This is a genomic window from Clostridium sp. ZS2-4 (genome assembly GCF_026719745.1).
In the GTDB taxonomy this organism is placed as follows: domain Bacteria; phylum Bacillota; class Clostridia; order Clostridiales; family Clostridiaceae; genus Clostridium_H.
Map to the genome: position 1 here is coordinate 23049 of NZ_JAPPRQ010000134.1, position 25474 is coordinate 48522.

At 29.1% G+C, this 25474-nt stretch carries 24 protein-coding genes; 20 read left to right on the forward strand and 4 right to left on the reverse strand.

Annotation, left to right across the window (positions count from 1 at the left end; all coding sequences use genetic code 11):
- The 19 genes from rbfA to OIO11_RS15965 all read left to right on the forward strand — a co-directional run bounded on the left by rbfA (position 1) and on the right by OIO11_RS15965 (position 21625).
- On the forward strand, positions 1 to 366 hold the full coding sequence (gene rbfA, locus OIO11_RS15875) for a 30S ribosome-binding factor RbfA (RefSeq protein ID WP_268072418.1): 366 nt from the start codon (positions 1 to 3) through the stop codon (positions 364 to 366).
- Positions 350 to 1312: a DHH family phosphoesterase gene (locus OIO11_RS15880; protein WP_268072419.1), complete on the forward strand. Its 963-nt coding sequence runs from the start codon at positions 350 to 352 to the stop codon at positions 1310 to 1312. Before rbfA ends, OIO11_RS15880 begins: the two co-directional genes overlap by 17 nt.
- A complete protein-coding gene (truB, locus tag OIO11_RS15885) occupies positions 1312 to 2181 on the forward strand; it encodes a tRNA pseudouridine(55) synthase TruB (protein WP_268072420.1) in 870 nt (289 codons plus the stop codon). Before OIO11_RS15880 ends, truB begins: the two co-directional genes overlap by 1 nt.
- A gap of 11 nt (positions 2182 to 2192) precedes the next feature.
- A complete protein-coding gene (locus OIO11_RS15890) occupies positions 2193 to 3122 on the forward strand; it encodes a bifunctional riboflavin kinase/FAD synthetase (RefSeq protein WP_268072421.1) in 930 nt (309 codons plus the stop codon).
- Positions 3123 to 3224: 102 nt separating this feature from the next.
- Complete coding sequence (rpsO, locus tag OIO11_RS15895; protein WP_268072422.1) at positions 3225 to 3488, forward strand: 30S ribosomal protein S15; 264 nt, start codon at positions 3225 to 3227, stop codon at positions 3486 to 3488.
- A 111-nt stretch (positions 3489 to 3599) separates the two neighbouring features.
- Complete coding sequence (locus tag OIO11_RS15900; protein ID WP_268072423.1) at positions 3600 to 5783, forward strand: polyribonucleotide nucleotidyltransferase; 2184 nt, start codon at positions 3600 to 3602, stop codon at positions 5781 to 5783.
- Positions 5784 to 5840: 57 nt separating this feature from the next.
- Positions 5841 to 7139, forward strand: a complete 1299-nt coding sequence (locus OIO11_RS15905; protein WP_268072424.1) for an insulinase family protein — start codon at positions 5841 to 5843, stop codon at positions 7137 to 7139.
- A gap of 58 nt (positions 7140 to 7197) precedes the next feature.
- The gene (locus OIO11_RS15910) at positions 7198 to 7473 is read left to right on the forward strand and encodes a YlmC/YmxH family sporulation protein (RefSeq protein ID WP_268072425.1); all 276 of its coding nucleotides are present in this window, start codon (positions 7198 to 7200) and stop codon (positions 7471 to 7473) included.
- 19 nt (positions 7474 to 7492) lie between these two features.
- On the forward strand, positions 7493 to 8698 hold the full coding sequence (gene dapG, locus OIO11_RS15915) for an aspartate kinase (RefSeq protein WP_268072426.1): 1206 nt from the start codon (positions 7493 to 7495) through the stop codon (positions 8696 to 8698).
- 53 nt (positions 8699 to 8751) lie between these two features.
- Positions 8752 to 9444, forward strand: coding sequence for a ClpP family protease (locus OIO11_RS15920; protein WP_268072427.1), 693 nt, complete (start codon positions 8752 to 8754; stop codon positions 9442 to 9444).
- Positions 9445 to 9538: 94 nt separating this feature from the next.
- The gene (locus OIO11_RS15925; protein ID WP_268072428.1) at positions 9539 to 11860 is read left to right on the forward strand and encodes an FtsK/SpoIIIE family DNA translocase; all 2322 of its coding nucleotides are present in this window, start codon (positions 9539 to 9541) and stop codon (positions 11858 to 11860) included.
- 93 nt (positions 11861 to 11953) lie between these two features.
- Entirely contained in the window at positions 11954 to 13288 is a 1335-nt protein-coding gene (gene rimO / locus OIO11_RS15930) for a 30S ribosomal protein S12 methylthiotransferase RimO (RefSeq protein WP_268072429.1), read from the forward strand.
- Positions 13272 to 13814: a CDP-diacylglycerol--glycerol-3-phosphate 3-phosphatidyltransferase gene (gene pgsA, locus OIO11_RS15935; protein WP_268072430.1), complete on the forward strand. Its 543-nt coding sequence runs from the start codon at positions 13272 to 13274 to the stop codon at positions 13812 to 13814. Before rimO ends, pgsA begins: the two co-directional genes overlap by 17 nt.
- A gap of 163 nt (positions 13815 to 13977) precedes the next feature.
- Complete coding sequence (gene recA / locus OIO11_RS15940; protein ID WP_268072431.1) at positions 13978 to 15027, forward strand: recombinase RecA; 1050 nt, start codon at positions 13978 to 13980, stop codon at positions 15025 to 15027.
- Positions 15028 to 15310: 283 nt separating this feature from the next.
- Positions 15311 to 16846, forward strand: a complete 1536-nt coding sequence (gene rny, locus OIO11_RS15945) for a ribonuclease Y (RefSeq protein ID WP_442781315.1) — start codon at positions 15311 to 15313, stop codon at positions 16844 to 16846.
- A 231-nt stretch (positions 16847 to 17077) separates the two neighbouring features.
- Positions 17078 to 18274, forward strand: a complete 1197-nt coding sequence (locus OIO11_RS15950; protein WP_268072433.1) for a pyridoxal phosphate-dependent aminotransferase — start codon at positions 17078 to 17080, stop codon at positions 18272 to 18274.
- Between the two features lie 100 nt (positions 18275 to 18374).
- On the forward strand, positions 18375 to 18635 hold the full coding sequence (locus OIO11_RS15955) for an HPr family phosphocarrier protein (RefSeq protein WP_268072434.1): 261 nt from the start codon (positions 18375 to 18377) through the stop codon (positions 18633 to 18635).
- Between the two features lie 268 nt (positions 18636 to 18903).
- A complete protein-coding gene (purB, locus tag OIO11_RS15960; RefSeq protein WP_268072435.1) occupies positions 18904 to 20337 on the forward strand; it encodes an adenylosuccinate lyase in 1434 nt (477 codons plus the stop codon).
- A gap of 301 nt (positions 20338 to 20638) precedes the next feature.
- Positions 20639 to 21625: a tyrosine recombinase XerC gene (locus OIO11_RS15965; RefSeq protein WP_268072436.1), complete on the forward strand. Its 987-nt coding sequence runs from the start codon at positions 20639 to 20641 to the stop codon at positions 21623 to 21625.
- Between the two features lie 18 nt (positions 21626 to 21643).
- Here OIO11_RS15965 and OIO11_RS15970 read toward each other — a convergent pair whose 3' ends face one another.
- Positions 21644 to 22030 (reverse strand): hypothetical protein, encoded by a 387-nt coding sequence (locus OIO11_RS15970; RefSeq protein WP_268072437.1) that lies wholly within the window; start codon positions 22028 to 22030, stop codon positions 21644 to 21646.
- A gap of 139 nt (positions 22031 to 22169) precedes the next feature.
- On the opposite strand from OIO11_RS15970, the gene lexA reads away from it, so the two are divergent.
- A complete protein-coding gene (gene lexA / locus OIO11_RS15975) occupies positions 22170 to 22778 on the forward strand; it encodes a transcriptional repressor LexA (protein ID WP_268072438.1) in 609 nt (202 codons plus the stop codon).
- Positions 22779 to 22833: 55 nt separating this feature from the next.
- Here the strand turns inward: lexA and OIO11_RS15980 are convergent, their stop codons facing one another.
- The 3 genes from OIO11_RS15980 to miaA all read right to left on the reverse strand — a co-directional run bounded on the left by OIO11_RS15980 (position 22834) and on the right by miaA (position 25467).
- Positions 22834 to 24123: a methionine gamma-lyase family protein gene (locus OIO11_RS15980; RefSeq protein ID WP_268072439.1), complete on the reverse strand. Its 1290-nt coding sequence runs from the start codon at positions 24121 to 24123 to the stop codon at positions 22834 to 22836.
- A gap of 76 nt (positions 24124 to 24199) precedes the next feature.
- Positions 24200 to 24442 carry an RNA chaperone Hfq gene (hfq, locus tag OIO11_RS15985; RefSeq protein WP_268072440.1) on the reverse strand — a complete coding sequence of 81 codons (243 nt, stop codon included), beginning with the start codon at positions 24440 to 24442 and terminating at the stop codon, positions 24200 to 24202.
- Between the two features lie 62 nt (positions 24443 to 24504).
- Positions 24505 to 25467, reverse strand: coding sequence for a tRNA (adenosine(37)-N6)-dimethylallyltransferase MiaA (miaA, locus tag OIO11_RS15990; protein ID WP_268072441.1), 963 nt, complete (start codon positions 25465 to 25467; stop codon positions 24505 to 24507).
- Between the last annotated feature and the right edge of the window lie 7 nt (positions 25468 to 25474).

The following is a 25474-nucleotide window of genomic DNA, read 5'->3' on the forward strand; positions in this document are numbered from 1 at the left end:
ATGACCAAATATAGGCTGGGTAGAATCAATGAAGAAATAAAAAAAGAACTTAGTAACATTATTCGTGATGATATAAATGATCCAAGATTAACAGCTATGGTTAGTGTAACTAAAGTAGAAGTTACCAACGATTTAAGGTATGCCAAAGTATTTATTAGTTTATTTGGAAACGAAGATTCTAAAAAACAAAGTTTAGAAGCTTTAAATAAATCTGCTGGATTCATGAGGCGTGAAATTGGCCATAGAGTTAAATTAAGATATACTCCAGAATTAGTTCTAGAATTAGATGAAAGTATAGAACGTGGTATGCACATAAATAATCTTCTTACAAATTTAAAGGGGAAGAATTATGAGACAAATAAATAGTGTAATTGAAGCTATTAATAGAAGCAAAAAAATTGGCATCACTTGTCATGTGTCTCCTGATGGTGATGCTTTAGGAAGTTCTCTTGCGCTAATGCAAGGGCTTCTTAAATTGAATAAAGAAGCTTACATTATGTCTAAGGAATCTTTGCCGGAAACTTTTGGGTATTTACCATTTTGTGATGAAGTTAATAAAAATATTGATTGTATTCTTGAAAATACAGATACGGTCATAGTATTAGATTGTGGAAATGTTGGTAGAATTAACTCTAATCTATCAATGCCTAATAGAAATTATACATTGATAAATATAGATCATCATCTTTCAAATGATTTATATGGTGACATAAACTATGTTAATACTGATGCAGCAGCAGTATCAGAAATCATCTATGAAATATTTAATATGATGAATATAGAAATAGATACAGATATAGCTACGTGCTTGTATACTTCTTTAGTTACTGATACAGGTTCTTTTAAACACTCTAATACAACTGATTTGACACATAAAATTGCAGGACATTTAATAAATGTAGGAATAGATTTTTCACAAATTCATAGAAATATTTTTGAAAATGTAAAATATTCAAGAATAAAGTTGCAAGGTAGAGTAATTGAAAATATGTATCTAACACATGATGGGAAAATCTGTATAATGAAACTTACACAGGAAATGCTTGATGAGTTTGATATAAACAATGGAGACTCTTCTGATATTATATCTTTAGGAACTAAAATAGATACAGTTGAAGTTGCTGTTTTATTGAAAGAAACTGAAGAAGGTGTAAAAGTTAGTTTAAGGTCTAAAACTATAGTTGATGTTAGAAAAATTGCGGAAAAATTTGACGGTGGCGGACATGTAAGAGCGTCAGGATTTGCAAGTAAGAAATCACTAAAAGAAATTAACAAAATTATAATTAAAGAAATAGAAAAAGAGTTGATATAATGGATGGCGTAATAAATGTTTATAAACCAATAGGAATAACTTCTTTTGATGTTGTAAGGGAAATTAGAAAATTATCTAAAACTAAAAAAGTAGGTCATACTGGTACTTTAGATCCTTTAGCTTGTGGTGTACTTCCGATATGTATTGGTAAAGCAACTAAAATTGTTGATTATATTATGAATGATTATAAGATTTATAAAGCTCATCTGAAACTTGGAATTACAACTGATACTTACGATAAAGAAGGAAAAATATTACAAAACAAAGAAGTGACTGTTTCTGAAGATACAGTAGTTAATGTTATTAATTCTTTTATTGGGGAAATAGCTCAAATACCTCCTATGTATTCAGCCATTAAAATTAAAGGTAAAAAATTATATGAACTAGCAAGAAAAGGTATAGAAATAGAAAGACAAGCTAGAGATATTATAATATATAGTATAGATATTATAAAACTTCAATTACCAGATATCGTATTTGAAGTTAAATGTTCCAAAGGAACATATATAAGAAGTTTGTGCTATGATATAGGAAGAAAACTTGATTGTGGTGGTACTATGTGGGATTTAGAAAGAGTTGCTAGTGGAAATTTCAAGAAAGATTTTTCAATAGTGTTGAGAGACTTAAAAGAAGAAAATATTGAGAAGTATTTAATGCCATTGGAAGAAGTTCTAAAAAACTATGAAAAAATAAGTATAAATGATAAAATGAAAAATTTACTGATTAATGGGGTTAAAATAAAAGATAGATCTTTGCTGCAAGGTATACAGAAAAATATATTGTATCGCATATATACTGAAGATGAGAAATTTATAGGACTAGGAATAAGAACTAATGAAGGGCTAAAAATGGAAAAACTACTTAATTAGAGGTTAAGATTATGGTTATATATGAAGATAATTTTAATACTAAATTCACAGAAAAAACATATATTGCCTTAGGAAGTTTTGATGGACTCCATTTAGGACATATGAATCTTATAAATAAAACCATTGAACTGGCGAAGGATAATAATTGTAAAAGCATGGTGTTTACATTTAAAAATCATCCTCTTAGCATAATCAATGAGGAAATGGCACCTAAATTGATTATTAATAATGATATTAAATCAAAACTTTTACAAGCTTCAGGGATTGATTATGTAAATTATGTGAATTTTGATGAAGAGTTTATGAAGATATCTCCTGAGGATTTTATTTTAAAAATGATTGATTGCTATAATGTTAAAGGCATTATTGTAGGATTTAATTATAGATTTGGATATAAGAATTTAGGAGATATTGAACTCCTTCAACGATTAAGCTATGAATTAGGGTTTGAAGTACATATTGTTGAGCCAATAAAATTAAATGGAGAAATAGTAAGTAGTTCAAAAATAAGACATTTGTTGTCAGAAGGGGATATTGAAAAATCAAATGATTTTTTAACTAGACCTTTTATGTTAGAAGGAAAAGTCATAAAAGGGAAACAACTTGGTAGAAAGATACATTTCCCAACAGTTAATTTGGACTATGATAAAAAATATATATTACCAAGAGGGGGAGTATACTATACTATTGTTGAATACAATGGTGTAAGATATAGAGGAATAACTAATATAGGGTATAATCCAACTGTAAAAGATAAGAAATTAAGTATAGAGACTCATGTACTTGACTTTGATAAAGACATATATGGTGAAAATATCAAGTTATATTTTTTGAAAAGAATAAGAGATGAAAAAAAATTCAATTCACTTGGAGAGCTTTCAACTCAAATAGCAAAAGATAAATATTATGCAAAAGAACAAAAAATAATTTACATTTTGTAATTTATTTGTTATAATTGGTGTTGCGAACCTTATGCTATGATTGCTGACTGGCCGGCGGTACTCATGGAATAAAGGGGATAAAATTAATGGAGGTGCTTAAGCATGGATAAGGCTAGAAAGCAAGAAATAATCGCGCAATATGCAACAGGTGAAGGAGATACTGGTTCTCCAGAAGTTCAAGTTGCTTTATTAACAGAAAGAATTAATCACTTAAATGAGCATTTAAAAGAACACAAAAAAGATCACCACTCAAGAAGAGGTCTTCTAATGATGGTTGGTAAGAGAAGAGGTCTTTTAAATTACTTAAAAGATCAAGAGATTGAAAGATATCGTGAATTAATTAAAAAATTAGGATTAAGAAAATAATTTAGAGCGGGCTAGTACCGCTCTATTGTTTTAGAAAAACACTAAATTATTAAATTAGGTTTTATTGGCAATAATATAATTGTAGAGATATATTGAAAGGAGGTTATAAAAATGAATCAAGTATTTGAAACAACTATTGCTGGAAGAAAATTTAAGGGTGAATTTGGAAAATTGGGAATGCTTTCAGATTGTGCTTTAAAAATAAGTTATGGTGATACTGTAATACTTGTTAATGCTAATGCTTCAGAGAGTCCAAGAGAAGGAATTGATTTCTTCCCTTTAAGCATAGAATACCAGGAAAGACTATATGCGGTAGGAAAAATACCAGGAGGTTTCATAAAAAGAGAAGGTAGACCATCAGATAAAGCTATTCTTAATGCCAGAGCTATTGATAGACCTCTTAGACCATTATTTCCAAAAGGCTATAGAAATGACGTTCAAATAGTATGTACAGTTCAATCAGTTGAGCAGGATAATTTACCAAATATATTAGCAATGAATGGTGCATCTTTAGCATTATGTCTATCTAGTATACCTTTTACAACTCCTGTTGGAACTGTATCTGTTGGATTGATTGATGGGCAATTTATTATAAATCCTACATCAAAGCAAAGAGAAGAAAGTTCTTTAGATTTAACTGTATGTGCTACTAAAGAGAGAGTTATGATGATAGAAGCTGGTGGTCAAGAAATACCAGAAAATATTATGTACGATGCTATAATGTTTGGATTTGATGAATGCAAAAAAATAGCACTATTCCAAGAAGAAGTTATGCATAAATATGGTAAACCTAAGTCAGAAGTTACATTGTACAAAATAGATGAAACTATTGAAAACGAAGTTAAAGAGTTTGCATTTGATGTGGTAAAGGATGCTATGTATATAACAGATAAGGATGCTAGAAATGTAGCTATGGATAAGGTTAAAGAAAAAGTTCAAGAAGAATTTGGTGAAAAGTATCCAGATAATACTGCTGATATAAACGAGATTGTATATAAACTTCAAAAGTCAATAGTAAGAAATATGATTTTAAATGAAAAGAGAAGACCGGATGGTAGAGGATTTGATCAAGTAAGAGCTTTATCTTCTGAAGTTGCAATATTACCAAGAACTCATGGAAGTGGAGTTTTTACAAGAGGATTAACTCAAGTTATGAGTGTAGCTACATTAGGATCCATAAGTGAAGTTCAAATATTAGACGGCATTGAAGAAGAAACATCTAAGAGATATATGCATCACTATAATTTCCCATCATATAGTGTTGGAGAAGTTAGACCATTAAGAGGACCAAATAGAAGAGAAATTGGACATGGAGCATTGGCGGAAAAAGCTTTGGAACCACTAATTCCAAGTCAAGATAAATTTCCTTATGCTATAAGAGTAGTTTCAGAAGTCTTAAGTTCAAATGGTTCGACTTCTCAAGCTAGTGTTTGTGGTAGTACTCTTGCTTTATTGGATGCTGGTGTTCCGCTTATAAGACCAGCAGCTGGAATAGCTATGGGGTTAGTTACAAGTGATGATTTGCAAAAAGAAGAGATATTAACAGATATTCAAGGTCTTGAAGACTTCTTCGGTGATATGGACTTCAAAGTTGCTGGAACAGAAAAGGGTATCACTGCTATACAAGTTGATACAAAAATATCTGGATTATCAAATAATTGTATAAAAAAAGCGATTATTGACGCTAAAGAAGCTAGATTAGGAATATTAAAGGTAATGCAAGAATGCATTGTTGAACCAAGAAAAGAAGTATCAGTTTATGCACCTAAGGTATTTACAGTGAAGATTAATCCTGACAAAATCAAAGATGTAATTGGTGCAGGTGGTAAGACTATTAATAAGATTATTGATGAAACAGGGGTAAAAATTGATATAAAAGATGATGGAGCAGTATTTGTTACAGCTGAAGATTATACATCAGGTAAAAGAGCATTAGAATTAATAGACAGTTATTCAAGAGAAGTTCTTGAAGGAGAAATATATTTAGGAAAAGTTACAAAAATTTCAAACTTCGGTGCTTTTGTTCAAATATTACCTGGTAAAGAAGGATTAGTTCATATATCAAAACTAGATGTTAAACGTGTAAACAAAGTTGAAGATATTGTATCTGTTGGAGATGAAATTTTAGTTAAGGTAACAGACATAGATTCAATGGGAAGAATTAATCTTTCAAGAAAAGATGCTATTAAGGATTCAGAAGAAGATAATTCAAAAGAAGATAATTCAAAAGAAGATAATTCAAAAGAAGATAATTCAAAAGAAGATAATTCAAAAGATAATAAGGAAGAAAAGTAGAAGGGCAGTAATGCCTTTTTATTTTATTAAATTTTAGTAATTTCAATAGGAGGACATATGTATAATTTATTTAAACTAAATAATGGATTAAGAGTTATCATAGAGAATATAGATTATGTTAATTCAGTTACCGTTGGACTTTGGGTTGAAAATGGTTCAAGAAATGAAAACTCTATAAATAATGGTATATCCCATTTTATAGAACATATGTTTTTCAAAGGGACTGAAAACAGAAGTGCAAGAGAGATAGTAGAAACCATAGAAAATGTAGGGGGGCAAATAAATGCTTTTACAGGAAAGGAATCAACCTGCTTTTATGTGAAGACTTTAGATGCACATTTGGAATTATCTTTAGACTTATTATCTGATATGTTATTTAATAGTAAATTTGCTGAGGAAGATATTGAAAAAGAAAAAAAGGTAGTAATTGAAGAAATAAAAATGAGTAATGATAGTCCTGAAGATATGCTTATGGATTTACATTCAATAGCAGCATTTGGAGAAGATTCAATTGCTCTTCCTATACTTGGATATGTAGATACTGTTCAATCGTTTACTAGAGAGATGCTTATTGGATATGTTAATTCTTACTACATACCGGAGAATTCTGTTATTTCAATATGTGGTAAATTTGATGTAAAAACTATTGAAAAAACTATTGAAAAATTTTTTGGTAAATGGAATAGCACTAACAAAAAAATAACAAATTATTCTTCACCAGTAATAACAAATGATAACTTATTTCAAAATAAGCAAATTGAACAGCTTTATATGAGCTTAGGTATACGTGGTATAGAAGTAGGAAATGATAATATTTATTCATTAATGCTTCTTAATACGATTTTTGGTGGTGGAGCATCATCCATACTTTTTCAGAAGCTTAGAGAAGAATTAGGAATGTGCTATTCGATATATTCTTATATATCTTCTTATATCAATTGTGGCATGATTTCTATATATACCAGTCTAAATCCTGATTATGCTGTAGACGCAATAAATTATATAAAAAAAGAACTATATAACTTTTCACGAGAAAAAATTAGCAATGAAAAATTAATAAAGCTTAAAGAACAACTAAAGGGGACTTTTATTTTAGGCTTAGAAAGCACTAGTAGTAGGATGTTTAGAAATGGAAGAATGGTATTATTTCTAAATAAGATTGTAAGTCCGAGTGATATAATGGTAAAAGTAGATTCCATAAATAGAAATAAATTAGTAGAAGTAATGGAAAGTACATTTTCACATGGAATAGAAAATGCTGCTTTTGTGGGAGAAAACTTTGATGAAGAATTAATAGACAGGGTGTTGGAAAGAGATAAAATAGCATTTAAGAATTCACTAAAAATAAAGTTATAGTAATAATCCTTTAATATATATCATATAATATTATGATATATTAAAGGAGGAAACAATTATGGATGATAAAATAAAATTTTATAGTGAAATGGAAAATTATGAAATAATAAATATAAATAATGGTGAAAAATATAATTATCTTTCAAATAATGATATAATAATTGGTGAAAATGGATCATTTAAACTTCTAATAATTGATAATAACAAGTCTCGTTTTAATTTTTTTGGCGGTAACGAATTTTTAGAAATACCTTGGGAATATATAAATAAAATAGGAACAAGCACTATAATTATCGATGTAGAAGAATCTGAACTCAAAAGAACAAATAAGTAGATTGTCTTGGAGGAATAGCATGAAAATTTTAGTACAAAAATTTGGAGGAACATCTGTTTCAACTCATGAAAGAAGAATATCTGTAATAAAAAAAATAATTAAAGCTAAAAAGGAAGGTTTTTCACCTGTGGTAGTAGTCTCTGCAATGGGAAGAATAGGACAACCATATGCAACAGACTCATTGCTTTCACTTTTGACTAAAGATTATATAGATAATAATAAATTAGGTGTAGATCTTCTAATGAGCTGTGGGGAGATAATAAGTTCTGCAGTTTTATGTAATGAATTATATTCTCATAATATACAAGCGGTACCGATGATGGGTGGTCAAGCTGGAATCATCACTGATGACCAATTTACTAATGCCTCTGTCAAGGAAGTTAAAACGGATAACTTATTAAAAATATTAAAAGAAGATAAAATTCCTGTTGTAGCAGGATTCCAAGGAATCAATGAAAATGGGTTTATAACTACTTTAGGTAGAGGTGGAAGTGATGTAACTGCATCTCTTTTAGGGGTTGCTTTAAAAGCTGAAGAAATTGATATATATACTGATGTAGATGGCATAATGACAGCAGATCCAAGAATAGTGAAAAATGCTTCTTTAATAAAAGAATTGAGTTATAATGAAGTGTTCCAATTTGCAGATCAGGGAGCAAAAGTCATACATCCAAGAGCAGTTGAAATAGCTATGAAAGGAAACATACCTTTAGTTATTAAAAATACAATGAGTGAATGTATAGGTACTCTTATTGATAATATTGGGGATGCTAATAATAAGAATTTAATAACTGGTATTACTCATATGGACAATAGAGTACAGATTAAAGTTGAATTAGCTAAAAACATTAATAATGAGAATTATCATGATATTTTACCTGTATTAGCTGAAAATTTAATAAGCATAGATCTTATAAATGTTTTTCCAAATCAAAAAATATTTACAGTAGATAATATAGATTTGTGTAAATTAAACAATATAATGAAGCAATTAAAATTAGAATATTCATATATAGACAATTGTAGTAAAATTGCTATTATTGGATCTAGAATTCGTGGAATTCCGGGAGTTATGGCTAAAGTATTGAAACCTCTAGCAAAGGAAAATATAGAAGTATTACAAACAGCAGATTCACATTCTACTATATGGTGTTTAGTAGAATCACAGTATACTCAAACTGCAATAAATTCTCTTCACAAAGAATTTAATTTAAATAATAATTAAATGAATACTTGTTACCTATTAAGCAAAAACTATGCTTAATGGGAGGAATGTTTATGAGTGATAAAAATTTTATTAAAGAAAATGAGGATAACAAAGTTGCTTCAATAAAAGAAATGGGAGTTTCAAATATTCCAGAAAACTCACAAAGATTTCAGATACTGCCTATTATAGGGCAAGTTGAAGGACATTCTGTTTTACCACCTCAGTCAAAAGCTACTAAGTACGAGCATGTAATTCCACAATTAGTTGCAATTGAAACAAATAAATCAGTGGAAGGAGTGCTTATTATTCTTAATACTGTAGGTGGGGATGTAGAAGCTGGTTTAGCTATAGCAGAAATGATTAGAAGTTTAAGTAAACCAACTGTATCTTTGGTTATAGGTGGTGGTCATTCAATTGGTGTACCCCTTGCTACTTGTGCAGATTATTCTTTTATTTCACCTACAGCTACTATGATCATTCATCCAATAAGAATGAATGGATTAGTGCTTGGTGTTCCTCAGACTTTTGAATATTTTAATAAAATGCAAGAACGTATAATTGAGTTTATTTCAAGAACTTCAAAAATGAGTAAAGATACTCTGAGAAAATTAATGGCTCAAACTGATGAATTATTAAATGATATGGGAACTATATTGATAGGAAATCAAGCTGTAGAATATGGGTTAATTGATGAAGTTGGAGGAATTAGTAATGCAATGAAAAAGCTGGATGAAATGATTGATAATAAAAGAAATGAAAACTAGCCAAAAGATTTTACTCTTTGGCTAGTTTTCATTATAATAATAAAAGGATTGTTATTATAATGAAATATAAAATTAAGAAATAGAGGTGATGCAAATGACAAAAAAAACGAGTCGGAAAAATAATAGTTCAAGAAAACAATCTAAGGGAAACTATTTTAAATTCAATAATGATATAAAAGGAATAATTTTTATTACTATAGGAATATTGATGATTTTAAGTATCTTTGTGACAAATGCTTCGGGTATAGCAGGACAAACTGCAAAACGAATTCTTATTTCATTGATGGGAATAGGGGCATATTTTTTCCCAGTAATATTAATCTTTTTAGGAATAAGTTTTATTATGAAAAATGGAAAAATAAATTTTAATAAAAGATTTTATGGGATTTTTTTGTTTGTTATAAATTCTCTTCTTTTTATTCAGATGATATATATGGATGAATACTATAAGAATGAAACTATACTATATGGTATTAAAAAAATATATTCAGAAGATAAAATAATGCATGGTGGTATAACAAGTTATTTAATTGATATTCCAATTTATAAATTATTTGGAAATATAGGAGCATATATTATTTTTACTGCTGTTTATATTATAGCTTTTATTTTAATATCACAAATATCTTTAATGGATTTAATAAATAACTTTAAAATAAATAACTTTAAAATAAGTAATGATAAAAAAATAACTAAAACAGAAGATTCAAAAGAAAATTTAAATGACATAATGATTGAAGAAAATAACACCAATCAACAATCTTTTATAAAAAACTTAAATGATAAACTTAAAGTAATAGATTTTATGAAATCTACTGAATATCCAGAAGAAAGACAAGAGATACAAGAACCTAAAATTATTGATAATGTGTCTTCTTTACATTATATTGAAAATAAACCAAGGAAATCAGATATATTAGAAGAAATCTCAGCCGAAAAAATAAATGATGAACTAAATAGTAAACTAATAGAAAATAACGAAAAAGAAAAGATGGAATATACATATCCTACACTTGATTTGTTGAATTTAAATTCGGTTGAAGGCAATCATAAAAATAATAAAAAAGAACTAATAAGTATTGCTTCAAGATTAGAAGAAACTTTAAGTAGCTTTGGAGTTGAAGCTAAGGTTATTCAAGTTACAAAGGGACCTTCCGTAACTAGATTTGAATTACAACCTAATGCTGGAGTGAAAGTAAGTAAGATTACTCATTTAGCTGATGATATTGCTTTAAGCTTAGCAGCGTCTTCTATAAGAATAGAAGCTCCTATTCCTGGTAAAAGTGCTGTGGGAATAGAAGTACCAAATAAATCAGTGTCACCTGTATACTTAAGAGAAGTTTTAGAGGATTCTGAATTTAAGACTTTCAATAAAAATATAGCTTTTGCTCTGGGAAAAGATATAGGAGGGAATTGCATAGTTGCTGATTTATCTAAAATGCCTCATTTACTTATAGCAGGTGCTACAGGTTCAGGAAAAAGTGTTTGTATAAATACTCTAATCATCAGTTTGCTCTATAAATATTCTCCGGATGATGTAAAATTGCTTCTCGTAGATCCCAAAGTAGTAGAATTGAGTATATACAATGATATACCACATCTATTAATACCAGTAGTTACTAACCCAAAGAAAGCTGCTGGAGCTTTGAATTGGGCTGTAAATGAGATGACTAGACGGTATACATTGTTTGCAAATAACAATGTAAGAAATATTGAAGGATATAATGAGTTATGTAATAAAGGCAAAATTGAAGAGAAGCTTCCTTGGATAGTAATTGTTATAGACGAACTTGCGGACCTTATGATGGTTTGTCCAGGAGAAGTAGAAGAGTATATATGTAGACTTGCACAGATGGCAAGAGCAGCAGGTATGCACTTGGTTATAGCTACACAAAGACCATCAGTTAATGTAATAACAGGAGTAATAAAAGCTAATATACCATCAAGAATATCTTTTGCTGTTTCCAGTCAAATAGATTCAAGAACCATATTGGATTCTGCTGGTGCAGAAAAATTGCTTGGAAGAGGAGATATGTTGTTTTACCCTGTAGGTGAATCTAAACCTATTAGAATACAAGGTGCTTTTATTGCAGAAGAAGAGGTTGAAAAGGTAGTTAATTTTATAAAAACTCATAAAAATGACGTAAAATATGAAGAAAAAATCATTGAGGAAATAAATACCAATATTGAGAAAAAGAACTCGAGTTATGATGAATTACTGGATGAAGCTATAAACATAGTAGTAGAAATTGGACAAGCATCTACATCTCTTCTGCAAAGAAAACTTAGAATTGGATATAATAGAGCTGCCAGAATAATAGATGAATTAGAAGAAAAAGGTATTATTTCGGGTAGGAATGGAAGTAAACCTAGACAAGTTCTCATAAATAAAAAATCTTTAGATGAAAATAATTAAAAAAATTTTTGAAAATTACTTGTTAAAATTTCATATAAGAATTACAATAATTTTTATGATAATGATTAGTATATAACTTAAGGAGGAAAACTAGTGACTAAATATAAAATTGGCTTAGTAAGTTTAGGGTGTGATAAAAATAGGATTGATTCTGAATTAATTTTAGGCAGCCTAACTGCTGAAAATCAAATTGTAAATAATCCAAGAGAAGCAGATGTTATTATTGTAAACACTTGTGGATTTATTGAAAGTTCAAAACAGGAATCTATCGATACCATATTGGAAATGGCAGATTTTAAAAAAGATAACTGTAAACTTTTAATAGCAACAGGATGCCTAACTCAAAGGTATTCTGAGGAACTTCATAATATAATACCAGAAATTGATATTATGCTAGGAGTAAATGATTATGACAAATTAAATACGTACATTAATGACTTTTTTCATCATAATAATAAAATTTGTACTTGTAATTATAGTGACTCTACAATAAATGAAGGAAAAAGAATACTTACTACTCCAAAATATTCTGCTTATTTAAGAATAGCTGAAGGGTGCAGTAATTTATGCACATATTGTATAATACCTAAAATTAGAGGTAAATATAGAAGTAGAAGTATGGAAAACATTATACAGGAAGCAAATCATTTAGCAGAACAAGGTGTTAAAGAAATAATATTAGTAGCTCAAGACACTACAAAATATGGTATAGATTTATATGATGAAAAGAAACTTCCTGAGCTAATAAGAAAAATTTCTGAAATAAATAGTATAGAGTGGATTAGAATATTGTATTGCTATCCAGAAGAGATTACTGAAGATTTAATAGATGAAATAGAAAACAATGAAAAGGTGTGTAAATATTTGGATATACCTATTCAACATATAAGTAATTCTGTACTTAAAAGAATGAACAGGAAAAGCACTAAAGAAATAATAACTACAAACATATTAAAAATGAGAAGTAAAATTAAAAATTTAATTTTACGTACGTCTATAATTGTTGGATTTCCAGGTGAAACTGATAAAGATTTTGAAGAATTGAAAGAGTTTATTTCATTAATAAAATTTGATAAGCTTGGAGTTTTTAAGTATTCTCAGGAAGAAGGAACTCCTGCTGCAAAAATGAGTGATCAAGTTAATGAAGAACTTAAGCAACATAGAGAAGAAGAATTAATGTTTATGCAACAACGTACTTCTAAAGAAAATAATAATAAAAAGATAGGTAAAAAATATAAAGTACTTGTTGAAGGGCGTAAAAATGAATATTGGATTGGTAGAACTTATGAAATGTCTCCTGAAATAGATGGTGCAATTTTCTTTAAATGTGATAAAATATTAAGTATAGGAGGCTTTGTTGAGGTGGTTATAACAGACGCCTTAGAATATGATTTAATAGGAGTTGTGTGCGATGAATCTTGCAAATAAACTTACATTATTAAGGATTTTTCTTGTACCAGTTTTTTTAATTTTTATGGCATTAAAAACACCAGTATGCATAGCTATGTCTATAATAGTCTTTATATTAGCATCATTAACCGATAAGTTAGATGGACATATTGCAAGGAGTAGAAATCAGATAACAAAATTTGGAAAATTCATGGATCCTTTAGCAGATAAGTTGCTTGTTACTTCTGCTTTAGTATCTTTAGTAGAACATGGAATTGTTCCAACTTGGATGGCTATGATAATTATAGCTAGGGAATTTGCTGTCACAGGTCTTAGAGCCGTAGCAGCTTCTGAAGGTATCATAATTGCAGCAAGTTGGTGGGGAAAATTAAAAACTGCAACCCAAATGGTAGCAATTATTTTTGCTTTGATTAAATTGATATATAGTTCAGTATATGTAACATATTTGACTTATATAGTTTTAACTGCTGCTGTAATTATAACTATTATATCAGGAGTTGATTATTTTATTAAAAATAAAAACGCACTTAATACTGAAAACTGATTAATAATAATAAAGTAGGGTATAATTTAAGAAAAAAGTTCCTATATATGAAAATAATAGGAACTTTTATACTATACTATTGACCTTGTAAACAAAATATTATATAATTTAATCAGAACAGATGTTCGAATTCGAAAGGATGGTGAACCCTTAGGGGATACATATGGACAATGAAAAATTAAAAGCTTTACAGGTTGCTATGAGTCAAATTGAAAAACAATTCGGAAAAGGTTCAGTAATGAAACTTGGAGAACAAAATATACTTAATGTAGAGGCTATTTCTACTGGAAGTTTATCTTTAGATATTGCATTAGGCATAGGAGGAATACCAAGAGGTAGAATTATTGAAATATTTGGTCCTGAATCTTCTGGTAAAACAACAGTTGCTCTTCATGTTATTGCAGAGGCACAAAAATCTGGAGGAACTGCTGCATTTATAGATGCAGAGCATGCTTTAGATCCTGTTTATGCAAAAGCGTTAGGTGTAGATATCGATAACTTAATAGTTTCACAACCTGATACTGGAGAACAGGCACTTGAAATCTGTGAAGCGTTAGTTAGATCAGGAGCTGTAGATATTGTAATAGTGGATTCGGTTGCAGCATTGGTTCCAAAAGCAGAAATAGAAGGAGAAATGGGAGACTCACATGTAGGACTTCAAGCAAGGTTAATGTCTCAAGCTCTTAGAAAACTTACAGGTGCTATTAATAAGTCTAGATGTTCAGTAATATTTATAAATCAATTAAGAGAAAAAGTTGGAATTATGTTTGGAAATCCTGAAACAACTCCAGGAGGGAGAGCACTTAAATTCTATTCTTCTGTTAGGTTAGATGTTAGAAGAATTGATACTATTAAACAAGGTGAAGATTTTTTGGGCAATAGGACTAGAGTTAAAGTTGTAAAAAATAAAGTAGCTTCTCCATTTAAAAAAGCTGAATTCGATATAATGTATGGGACGGGTATTTCTTTTGAGGGAAATGTACTAGATGTTGGAGTTGAGGAAGAAATAATTCAAAAGAGTGGTTCGTGGTTCTCATATAATGATATTCGCTTAGGACAAGGTAGAGAAAATGCAAAGCAATTTTTAAGAGAAACCCAAGATGTACTATATGACATAGAAAAACAAATAAGATTAAAATATGATTTACCTCAAAAAAACATGGCAGAAGGTTCTATAAATAAAGAAAAGAAGATACAGGAAAAAGAAAAATAGATAAAAATCACTAGACACTATATTCTATTGATTTATTTATATATCAAGTATAAGATTGGCTAATTGGTTATTCTAAAAATATAATTTATATAAAAATTTTTAGCAACATTTTCATAAACTTGACATAAATTTAAAAATAATATAAAATGAATACAAATACTGGTTTAACATGTGTAAAATATTCATATATAAACAAATATAACACCTTTCTAAACTTCGCTAACGCTTACTTTTGCATAATCAAAATAGATAGCAAGGAGGTGTTGTTTTGAATAATAACTTTATTATATATTTAGCGCTTTTAGCTGTTATAATTTTAATTTTAGCGGTTTTTGTAATAATATATGTTAGAAAAAATATATCACAAGCAAAAATTTCAGAAGCAGAAATTAAAGCTAAAAGTATACTAGATGAGGCTGAAAAAAATGCTGAAGCAATAAAAAAGGAAGCTATTTTAGAGGCTAAAGAGGAAGTTCATAAACTTAGAAATGATTTTGAAAAAGAATTGAGAGAAAGACGTAATGAACTTCAAAGATTAGAAAGAAGAAATATTCAACGTGAAGAGTTATTAGACAAAAAAAGTGATGCTATAGAAAAGAAAGATGAATCTCTTAATAAAAAAATGCAAGAAATGAAAGAAAAAGAATCCAGCATAGAAGAGCTTTATGAAAAGCAACGTCAAGAGCTTGAAAGATTGTCGGGTTTGACAACACAAGAAGCTCGTGAAATATTATTGGAAGAAACTCGAAAAGAAATTAAGCATGAAACAGCTATGATGATTAAAGATATGGAAAACAAAGCAAAAGAAGAAGCAGATAAAAAGGGTAGAGAGATAATTTCATGTGCTATCCAAAGATGTGCTGCTGATCATGTAGCTGAAAGTACTGTGCATGTGGTTGAACTTCCAAATGATGAAATGAAAGGTAGAATTATTGGTAGAGAAGGAAGAAATATAAGAACCTTAGAAACTTTAACTGGAGTAGATTTGATTATTGATGATACTCCAGAAGCCGTAATTTTATCAGGATTTGATCCAATAAGAAGACAGGTTGCTAGAATAGCTCTTGAAAAATTGATTATTGATGGTAGAATTCATCCTGCAAGAATTGAAGAAATGGTGGAAAAGGCTAAGAAAGAAGTTGAAAATGATATAAAAGAAGAAGGGGAGCAAGCAACTTTTGAAACAGGTGTACATGGTCTTCATCAAGAATTAATAAGACTTTTAGGAAGACTAAAATACCGTACTAGTTATGGTCAAAACGTTTTAAAGCATTCTATCGAAGTTGCTTACTTGGCAGGTCTTATGGCTTCTGAATTAGGAATAGATCCAACATTAGCTAAAAGAGCAGGGTTGCTACATGACATTGGTAAAGCGGTAGATCATGAGGTTGAGGGTCCACATGCTGTTATTGGCGCTGAGATTGCTAAAAAACATCATGAATCACCAATAATAGTAAACGCTATTGCTGCTCATCATGGTGATGTAGAGTATGATTCTATTGAAGCAATATTAGTTCAAGCTGCTGATGCAATATCTGCGGCACGTCCTGGAGCGAGAAGAGAAACTTTGGAAGCATATATTAAGAGATTAGAAAAACTTGAAGAAATAGCAAATTCCTATGAAGGCGTAGATAAATCATATGCTATACAAGCTGGAAGAGAAGTTAGAATTATGGTTAAACCAGAAGAAGTTAATGATGCTGAGTGCATCGAAATGGCAAGAAATATAGTTAAAACTGTTGAAAAAGAATTAGAATATCCTGGTCAAATCAAAGTAAATATTATTAGAGAAACTAGGATAATCGAATACGCTAAATAGATTTAGATATAACTAAAACTCCCTATTAGATTGATATGATTTTATTAGTCTGAATAGGGAGTTTGTTTTATAGTTTATGTTGTAATTATATTTCCAAATAAAGTATTATGTATTTGCACCAAGGAACTAACTATGAATTTATGCATATAAATAATTTATTTACATAATAAATGTAAAGTGATATATTTTTAATATAAAAATACAATAATTAATAAAATGGAGGAGTATTATATGATATTATCAGATAGGGCAAAACAAATTTCACCATCCTTAACGCTGGCTATAACAGCAAAAGCAAAAGAAATGGCTAAACAAGGTATTGATGTCATTAGTTTTGGGGCTGGAGAACCCGACTTCGATACACCTGTTAATATACAAAAGGCAGCTATAAATGCAATAGAAAATGGATTAACTAGGTATACTGCTGCTTCAGGGATAAACGAATTAAAAGAAGCTATCATAAACAAATTCAAAATGGATAATAATTTAATCTATACAAATGATCAAGTTATTATTTCAACAGGTGCAAAACAGTGCTTAGCAAATGCTTTCCAAGCTATATTAAACAGCGAAGATGAAGTTTTAATTCCTACACCGTATTGGGTAAGTTATCCAGAACTTATAAAACTTGCAGATGGAATACCTGTGTTTGTTAAAAACAAACAAGAGAATAACTTTAATTTCTCAATAGATGTTTTAGAGGAAGCTGTTACATCAAAAACAAAAGCTATTATTGTAAATAGTCCTAATAATCCTACGGGAACAATATACTCAAAACACGATTTAGAGATGATTGTTGATTTTGCAAAGAAACATAACTTGATAATTATATCTGATGAAATATATGAAAAATTAATATATGGAAATGAAGGACATATCAGTATTGCCAGTTTATCACAAGATGCATATGAAAGAACTATAGTAATAAATGGGGTTTCTAAATCCTATGCTATGACTGGGTGGAGAATTGGTTATGCTGCAGCGGGGAATAAGGAAATTATAAAACTAATGTCTAGTATTCAAAGTCATACTACTTCAAACCCTAATTCTATTGCACAATATGCAGCGTTAGAAGCATTAACAGGTGACCAATCGTCTTTGAAATCTATGGTAAAAGAATTTGGAGAGAGAAGAGATTATATGGTATCAAGAATTGATGAAATGAAAAATCTATCATGTTTAAAAGCTGATGGTGCTTTTTATGTTATGTTAAATATTTCAAACTATTATGGAAAGAGATTAAATCAAACGATAATTAATACTTCTTTCGAATTTTCGGAAATGCTTTTACAAGAACAAAATGTAGCTGTTATCCCAGGAATTGCTTTTGGATTAGATGACTATGTGAGATTATCATATGCAACATCAATGGATACTATAAAAAAAGGATTAGATAGGATTGAGGAGTTTTTAATGAAACTAAATTAAAAAAAAATGTAGAAATTTTTTTTTAGAAGTTGAGAAATATAAAAAAACTGATATAATAGAAATGTACGTAAAAAAAAATAAATGTAAGGGGTGACATAAAATGATAAAAAAAGAAGCAATGGTAAAAAGTGCTACTGGATTACATGCAAGACCTGCTACTTTATTAGTGAAAAAAGCGTCTTCTTTTAAATCTGATATATATCTTGAATATAAAGATAAAAAAGCGAACATTAAAAGTTTAATCGGAGTACTTTCTTTAGGAGTTACTAAAGATGCAGCTGTTACAATTATAGCTTCAGGTGATGATGAAACATTAGCTGCTGAAGAAATTGCAAAATTAATTGAATCAATTGCAGAATAAAAATAAAAGGCTATAATAGCCTTTTATTTATTTTACTTGAAAGATTTACTTTTAGATAAATAAAATAGGATTCAAAAAAATTCTTATACATATTTACCCCTAAACTGACTCAAAATATTTCTTGATAGAGTATATGGTTTTTAAAATAGACTAAGTTTAAAATAAAGATATTTGCGAACAAAAAGTATTACATTTAATGATAATATATGATATAATATGAATAATAGTTTGATAAAAAATAAAAATATATGTGTTCGGAGGCTTTGATATGGTAAGAAATGTTTATAACACACCTTTAACTAGCAGATATGCTTCTAGTGAAATGTCATACTTATTTTCTGATGAAATGAAATTTAAAACTTGGCGTAAGCTTTGGGTAGCTTTAGCTGAAAGTGAGAAAGAGTTGGGGTTAAATATTTCTCAAGAACAAATAAATGAGTTAAAAAGCAATATTGAAAATATAAATTATGAAGTAGCTGTAGAAAAAGAAAAAGAAATAAGACATGATGTTATGAGTCATGTATATGCATATGGACTTCAATGTCCTAATGCCAAAGGGATTATTCACTTAGGTGCTACAAGTTGTTTTGTTGGAGATAATACTGATTTAATAGTAATGAAAGAGGCTCTTTTGATAGTGAGAAATAAATTAGTGAATGTGATAAACAATCTATCAAAATTTGCTCTGAAATATAAAGATTTACCTACTCTTGGGTTTACTCATTTACAACCAGCTCAATTAACTACAGTTGGTAAAAGGGCTACATTGTGGATGCAAGATTTGCTTTTAGATTTGGAAAATATAAGTTTTACAATAGAGACTTTGAAATTAAGAGGGGTAAAAGGGACTACTGGAACTCAAGCTAGTTTCATGAAATTATTTGACAATGATGAAGAAGCAGTAAAAAAACTTGATGAGCTAGTTGCGAAGAAGGTTGGGTTTGAAAGTACGTATGCTGTAACTGGTCAAACATACTCAAGAAAAGTTGATTCGATAGTATTGAATACCCTTTCGGAAATTGCTCAAAGTGCTTATAAATTTAGTAATGATTTAAGAATACTTCAAAATATGAAAGAGATGGAAGAACCTTTTGAAAAAAATCAAGTTGGATCTTCAGCTATGGCATATAAAAGAAATCCGATGAGATCGGAAAGAATAAGTGCATTAAGTAGATTTGTAATTGTGAATTCTCTTAATCCGGCAATAACTGCTGGAACTCAATGGTTTGAAAGAACTTTAGATGATTCGGCAAATAAGAGATTATCGGTTTCTGAGGCGTTTTTAGCTTTAGATGGTGTGCTGAATTTATATATGAATGTAACAAGTAACATGGTAGTGTATGAAAAAGTAATAGCTTCTCATGTAGAAAGTGAACTTCCTTTTATGGCTACAGAAAATATTTTAATGGAAGCAGTGAAAAGGGGAGGAGACAGACAGGAGTTACATGAAAAAATAAGAACTCTTTCTATGGAAGCTGCTAAAAGAGTTAAAGAAGAAGGTCTTAATAATGATTTAATCCAAAGAATAGTAAAAGATGACTCTTTCTTAATGAGTGCAGAAGAAATTTTTGCTATAATAGATTCTAAGAAGTTTATCGGAAGAGCACCAGGACAGGTAGAAGATTTTATAAACAATTGTGTTATGCCTGTTATGAATACTTATAAAAATGAATTGAATATAGAAGTAGAAATAAATGTATAAATATATGATATAATATGTATTAGCCGGTATGAAAAACATATCGGCTTTTGTATTGAAAATTATTTTTAAAAAAACATTAATGTACATTTGTATAAATATAAAAATTTTAAAAATATTTTTTTTATTATAATTGATGATACTTTTTAAAATAAATTTCCATTATAATAATGATATAAAAGTGTTAGTTTTAAATATAAGCACTAGAATCATTGAATATAAATAAAATATATATCAAAAACAACATCTAACTTCGCTAAATGTAAATTTAGCGAAGTTAGATACGCGAAATAGGGGGGGCATTATGAATTATACTTTAATAAATATCTATGATCCTACTTTACCTGAATACGTGAATGAATTTTTGAACTATCTGGGAACAATCAAAGGAAAATCCGAAAATACTATCAAGGGATATAAATGGGATTTAACTATGTTTTTTAGATTTTTAAAACTATACAAAGGACATGTAAAAAATAATATTGAGTTTGAAGATATAGCTATTGATGATATTGATAAAACCTTTATAAAAAAAATTAGACTTTCCGACTTATACGCATATATCTCCTTTACTGAAAATTATAGAAATAACGGGAATTATGCCAGAGCTAGAAAAGTAGCCTCTCTCAAATCCTTTTTTAAATATTTGCACAGCAAAGCAAAAATATTAGATGAAAATCCTGCTGCTGAATTAGAATCACCTAAAATCAACAAACGGAATCCTGTGTATTTAACTTTGGAGGAAAGCAAAAATCTTTTAACCTCTATTGATGGAGAAAATAAAGAAAGAGATTATTGTATTATAACGTTATTTTTAAACTGTGGGCTGAGACTTTCGGAATTGTGCAGTATTGATATTTCAAAGATAAAAGATGATACTCTAACCATCATAGGTAAAGGAAATAAAGAAAGAACTGTGTACCTAAATAACGCATGTTTAAAAGCAATTGAAAATTACATGGCTATAAGAAATCAAAAACACAATAAGATAGATCCAGCTCATAAAGATGCTTTGTTTATTAGTAAAAAGCTGAAAAGGATAAATAAAAGAAGTGTTGAACTATTGGTGAAGAAACACATAGAGAAATCCGGACTTACAAATCAGAAATATACGCCTCATAAATTAAGGCATACAGCTGCAACGTTGATGTACAAGTATGGCAATGTAGATATACGAAGTTTGCAGAAAATTCTTGGACATGAGAATGTTTCAACTACACAGATATATACTCATGTAGATGACGAAACTTTGAGACAAGCTGTCAGCTTAAATCCTTTAAGTGAAGAATAAAAAGCAATGAATTGCTTTTTATTCTTTTCTGTTATCAAAAACAAATAAACCTGGAAATGCTTCTTCCATTACTTTTTTGGTATTCATATTTTCTTCTAATATCTCGGTAAGACCATCAATATCATCTATGTACTCTACTCTTATATCATCTTCTTTTAAATCAGAGTTATATGAAGCGAATTTTTCAATGACTTGATTTTTTGATGTGTTCTCATCTTCCTTATCGTTTATTTCAAGAACATCTTCAACTATTTCATCGATATCTATAGCTTTGGCATCATACCCTTCTAATTCTAAACATTTTCCGCAGTTGTTGCATATTTTAGATGGTTTTAAATCACATTTATTACATTCATCACAATTATCACACACTTTTTTGGGGTTTAAAATACATAATTTGCACATAATCTATCTCTCCTTTTATAATATATCAAAATATTATTATATCAAAAGAATTAGAGGTAATCAAATTTGTGAGAACATTAGTTTGATGTTTTTGGAAATTTATGATATAATTCAGAATAAAGGATAAGGGGTGTATATAATGAATGTAAATAAAAAGGATAAACAAACAGAAATATATGAATTTATAAAAATATACATTAGAGAAAAAGGATATCCTCCTTCAGTAAGAGAAATATGCAAAGGTGTAGGGTTAAGTTCTACATCTACTGTTCATGGTCATCTTGCCAGACTTGAAAAAAAAGGTATGATTAAACGTGATTCTACAAAACCTAGAACTATAGAAATATTAAAAGACCCCCCTATCAAACAGGAAATGGTTGGTATTCCTATTATAGGAAAAGTAACTGCCGGAGAACCGATTTTAGCTGTTGAAAATGTAGAGGATACATTCCCTATCTCGTTAAATTTTATACCAAGTAATAAAGATTTGTTTATGTTAAGGATTTCAGGAGAAAGTATGATAGATGCGGGAATTATGAATGGAGATTTAGCTATAATTGAGAAAACTAATTATGCGGCAAATGGAGATATAGTTGTTGCTTTAATAGATAATGAAGCTACAATAAAAAGATTTTTTAAAGAAAAAGATTATATAAGATTACAGCCTGAAAATAAAACAATGTCTCCAATTATAGTAGAAAATTGTACTATTATAGGTAAATTAATTGGACTATTTAGAAAGTATTAATAAATATAGAAACTAGTAGATAATCATAAAAAATCCTATCTACTAGTTTTCTTATTTACGCATCTTTTATAATTTTACTTAAAGCAATTAAAATGCCTATTTTTGCATGATCGAAGGTAAGACCTCCCTGAAGATATGCAATATATGGTTCTCTTATAGGTGCATCAGCAGATAATTCAATAGATGATCCTTGAATAAAAGCACCAGCTGCCATTATAACTTGATCATTATATCCAGGCATATCCCATGGTTCACAAACCACAAAAGAATCAACAGGAGAACCTAACTGTATCCCCTTACAAAATTGAATCAATTTTTCTCTATCGTTGAATTTTATGGCTTGAATTATATCACTTCTATTTGTGTCATATGTTGGAAGTACTTCAAATCCTGCAAGTTCCATTATTCTAGCACAGAAGATAGCTCCTTTTAAAGCTTCCATGGCCACATGAGGAGCAAAAAATAATCCTTGATACATAGCTCTCATTACCCCGAATGTTGAACCACATTCGGCACCTATCCCTGGAACTGTTAATCTATAAGATGCCTGTTCTACACACTCTTTAGTTCCTGCTATATATCCTCCAGTAGGTGCTATTCCTCCACCTATATTTTTTATTAGAGACCCAACAACTAAATCTGCTCCAACATCTGTTGGCTCTAAAATATCAATAAATTCACCATAGCAGTTATCTACAAAACAAATTATATTTTTTCTAACAGATTTAACACACTCTACTATATTTTTTATATCTGAAATATTTAATGAATTTCTCCATCCATATCCTGTAGATCTTTGTATATGTACAAGCTTTATAGTTCCATCTTCTTGTAAAGCTTTTGCAATATCTTCTATATTAGGTTTTCCGTTTTCTTTAAGTTCTATTTGCTTATAAGAAACTCCATATTCTTTTAAAGAACCTATCCTTTCATCCTTATCTATTCCAATTACACTGTGTAAAGTATCATATGGTTTGCCACATACTGAAATCATAGTATCATTTGGTCTTAAATTACCGAATAAAGCAGCGCCTAAAGCATGAGTACCATTGACAAAATGGGGTCTTACAAGTGCACTTTCACAGTTGAAAATTCTTGCATATACCTTATCTAATGAATCTCTGCCTATATCTCCATAACCATACCCAGTTGTATTTGTAAAATGTGCTTCGCTTATTCTTTCTTCCTGCATGGCATTTAAAACCTTCAGCTGATTGTATTCCCTAATTTCATCTATAGCTTTAAATTTATCTTTAACATCATTTATAGCTCTTTCGTAAAGTTCTAATGCCTTGTTACTTATGCTATATTTCTTAATCAATTGTTCTTTCATTTGTTCTATCATATGTATAACCTCCCAATACCCGAATTTAAATCATTAACTATATTATCATACATGAAAAAAATAGGCAAATAAATGCCTATTTTTCATTATTATCGTCTTGTACAAATAAAATTGGTTTAGCTGGAACGATAGTTGATACTGCATGTTTATATATCATCATTTGCTTTCCTTCATTATCAAGAATTACTGTAAAATTATCAAATCCTTTAACATTTCCTTTAAGTTGAAATCCATTTGTCAAAAATATTGTAACAGGTATTCTATTTTTCCTAGCGTTATTTAAAAATAAATCTTGCAAATTATTATTTAGTTTGTTCATAATATTTCCCTCCAAATTTTTATATATCTATATTCTATAAAAAGAAATAAATTCCTCTATTTTTAAAGATTTTTGTTATACTTAAATTTATTTCGCAAATCATTAAATTTACTAATAATAGCTTCAGCTACTTCAGAATCATCATTATAAGTATCTTTATTTATCCAAATAACCCTTTTATCTTTTCTGAACCATGTAAGCTGACGTTTAGCATAATTTCTACTTCCTTTTTTAATCATCTCAATGGCTTCATCAAGTGTAATTTTACCATCCAAATAATAAAGTATTTCTTTATAGCCAATACCTTTCATAGACTGCATATCTGCAGTTAAACCCATATTTTTCAATTTTACAACCTCATCAATTAAACCTTCTTCAATCATTATATCCACACGTTGATTTATTCTATTATATAATTTTGCTCTATCCATAGTAAGCACAAAGTAATAGACATTATAAGGTATATTATATATATCTTGCTCTGCATTAAACTCACTAATTGTTTTACCTGTAAGTTTAAATACTTCAAGAGCTCTAATTACTCTTTTTAAATCATTTGGATATAATTTATTATATGATTCGTTATCAATATCTTTAAGAAGAGAATGAATGTATTCATTCCCCTTCTCCAGTGCCAAAGATTTTAGATGTTCTCTATATATTTCATCTTTATAAGCATTTGCAAAATCATAATTAAATATCAGTGAATCAATATAAAATCCAGTTCCACCAACCAACATAGGTAGCTTGCTATTACTGGTTATTTCCTCGATATCTTTTGCAGCTTCATGCTTAAACTCTACTACACTGAACTCCTGAGAAGGTTCTACAAAATCTATAACATGGTGCGGGATACCTTCTCTTTCATCTTCCTTAATTTTAGCAGAACCTATATCCATATATTTATAAATTTGCATTGAATCAGCTGAAATTATTTCACCATTTAAATTTTTAGCTAAATTTATGGATATAGCTGTTTTCCCAACAGCTGTAGGACCTGCAAGTATAAATAAATCTTTTTTCATTTACAAT

Excerpts from the sequence above, each read along its gene's own strand:
- rbfA (WP_268072418.1), top strand. The coding sequence starts at position 1 with ATGACCAAATATAGGCTGGGTAGAATCAATGAAGAAATAAAAAAAGAA.
- OIO11_RS15880 (WP_268072419.1), top strand. The coding sequence starts at position 350 with ATGAGACAAATAAATAGTGTAATTGAAGCTATTAATAGAAGCAAAAAA.
- truB (WP_268072420.1), top strand. The coding sequence starts at position 1,312 with ATGGATGGCGTAATAAATGTTTATAAACCAATAGGAATAACTTCTTTT.
- OIO11_RS15890 (WP_268072421.1), top strand. The coding sequence starts at position 2,193 with ATGGTTATATATGAAGATAATTTTAATACTAAATTCACAGAAAAAACA.
- rpsO (WP_268072422.1), top strand. The coding sequence starts at position 3,225 with ATGGATAAGGCTAGAAAGCAAGAAATAATCGCGCAATATGCAACAGGT.
- OIO11_RS15900 (WP_268072423.1), top strand. The coding sequence starts at position 3,600 with ATGAATCAAGTATTTGAAACAACTATTGCTGGAAGAAAATTTAAGGGT.
- OIO11_RS15905 (WP_268072424.1), top strand. The coding sequence starts at position 5,841 with ATGTATAATTTATTTAAACTAAATAATGGATTAAGAGTTATCATAGAG.
- OIO11_RS15910 (WP_268072425.1), top strand. The coding sequence starts at position 7,198 with ATGGATGATAAAATAAAATTTTATAGTGAAATGGAAAATTATGAAATA.
- dapG (WP_268072426.1), top strand. The coding sequence starts at position 7,493 with ATGAAAATTTTAGTACAAAAATTTGGAGGAACATCTGTTTCAACTCAT.
- OIO11_RS15920 (WP_268072427.1), top strand. The coding sequence starts at position 8,752 with ATGAGTGATAAAAATTTTATTAAAGAAAATGAGGATAACAAAGTTGCT.
- OIO11_RS15925 (WP_268072428.1), top strand. The coding sequence starts at position 9,539 with ATGACAAAAAAAACGAGTCGGAAAAATAATAGTTCAAGAAAACAATCT.
- pgsA (WP_268072430.1), top strand. The coding sequence starts at position 13,272 with ATGAATCTTGCAAATAAACTTACATTATTAAGGATTTTTCTTGTACCA.
- recA (WP_268072431.1), top strand. The coding sequence starts at position 13,978 with ATGGACAATGAAAAATTAAAAGCTTTACAGGTTGCTATGAGTCAAATT.
- OIO11_RS15950 (WP_268072433.1), top strand. The coding sequence starts at position 17,078 with ATGATATTATCAGATAGGGCAAAACAAATTTCACCATCCTTAACGCTG.
- OIO11_RS15955 (WP_268072434.1), top strand. The coding sequence starts at position 18,375 with ATGATAAAAAAAGAAGCAATGGTAAAAAGTGCTACTGGATTACATGCA.
- purB (WP_268072435.1), top strand. The coding sequence starts at position 18,904 with ATGGTAAGAAATGTTTATAACACACCTTTAACTAGCAGATATGCTTCT.
- OIO11_RS15965 (WP_268072436.1), top strand. The coding sequence starts at position 20,639 with ATGAATTATACTTTAATAAATATCTATGATCCTACTTTACCTGAATAC.
- OIO11_RS15970 (WP_268072437.1), bottom strand. The coding sequence starts at position 22,030 with ATGTGCAAATTATGTATTTTAAACCCCAAAAAAGTGTGTGATAATTGT.
- lexA (WP_268072438.1), top strand. The coding sequence starts at position 22,170 with ATGAATGTAAATAAAAAGGATAAACAAACAGAAATATATGAATTTATA.
- OIO11_RS15980 (WP_268072439.1), bottom strand. The coding sequence starts at position 24,123 with ATGATAGAACAAATGAAAGAACAATTGATTAAGAAATATAGCATAAGT.
- hfq (WP_268072440.1), bottom strand. The coding sequence starts at position 24,442 with ATGAACAAACTAAATAATAATTTGCAAGATTTATTTTTAAATAACGCT.
- miaA (WP_268072441.1), bottom strand. The coding sequence starts at position 25,467 with ATGAAAAAAGATTTATTTATACTTGCAGGTCCTACAGCTGTTGGGAAA.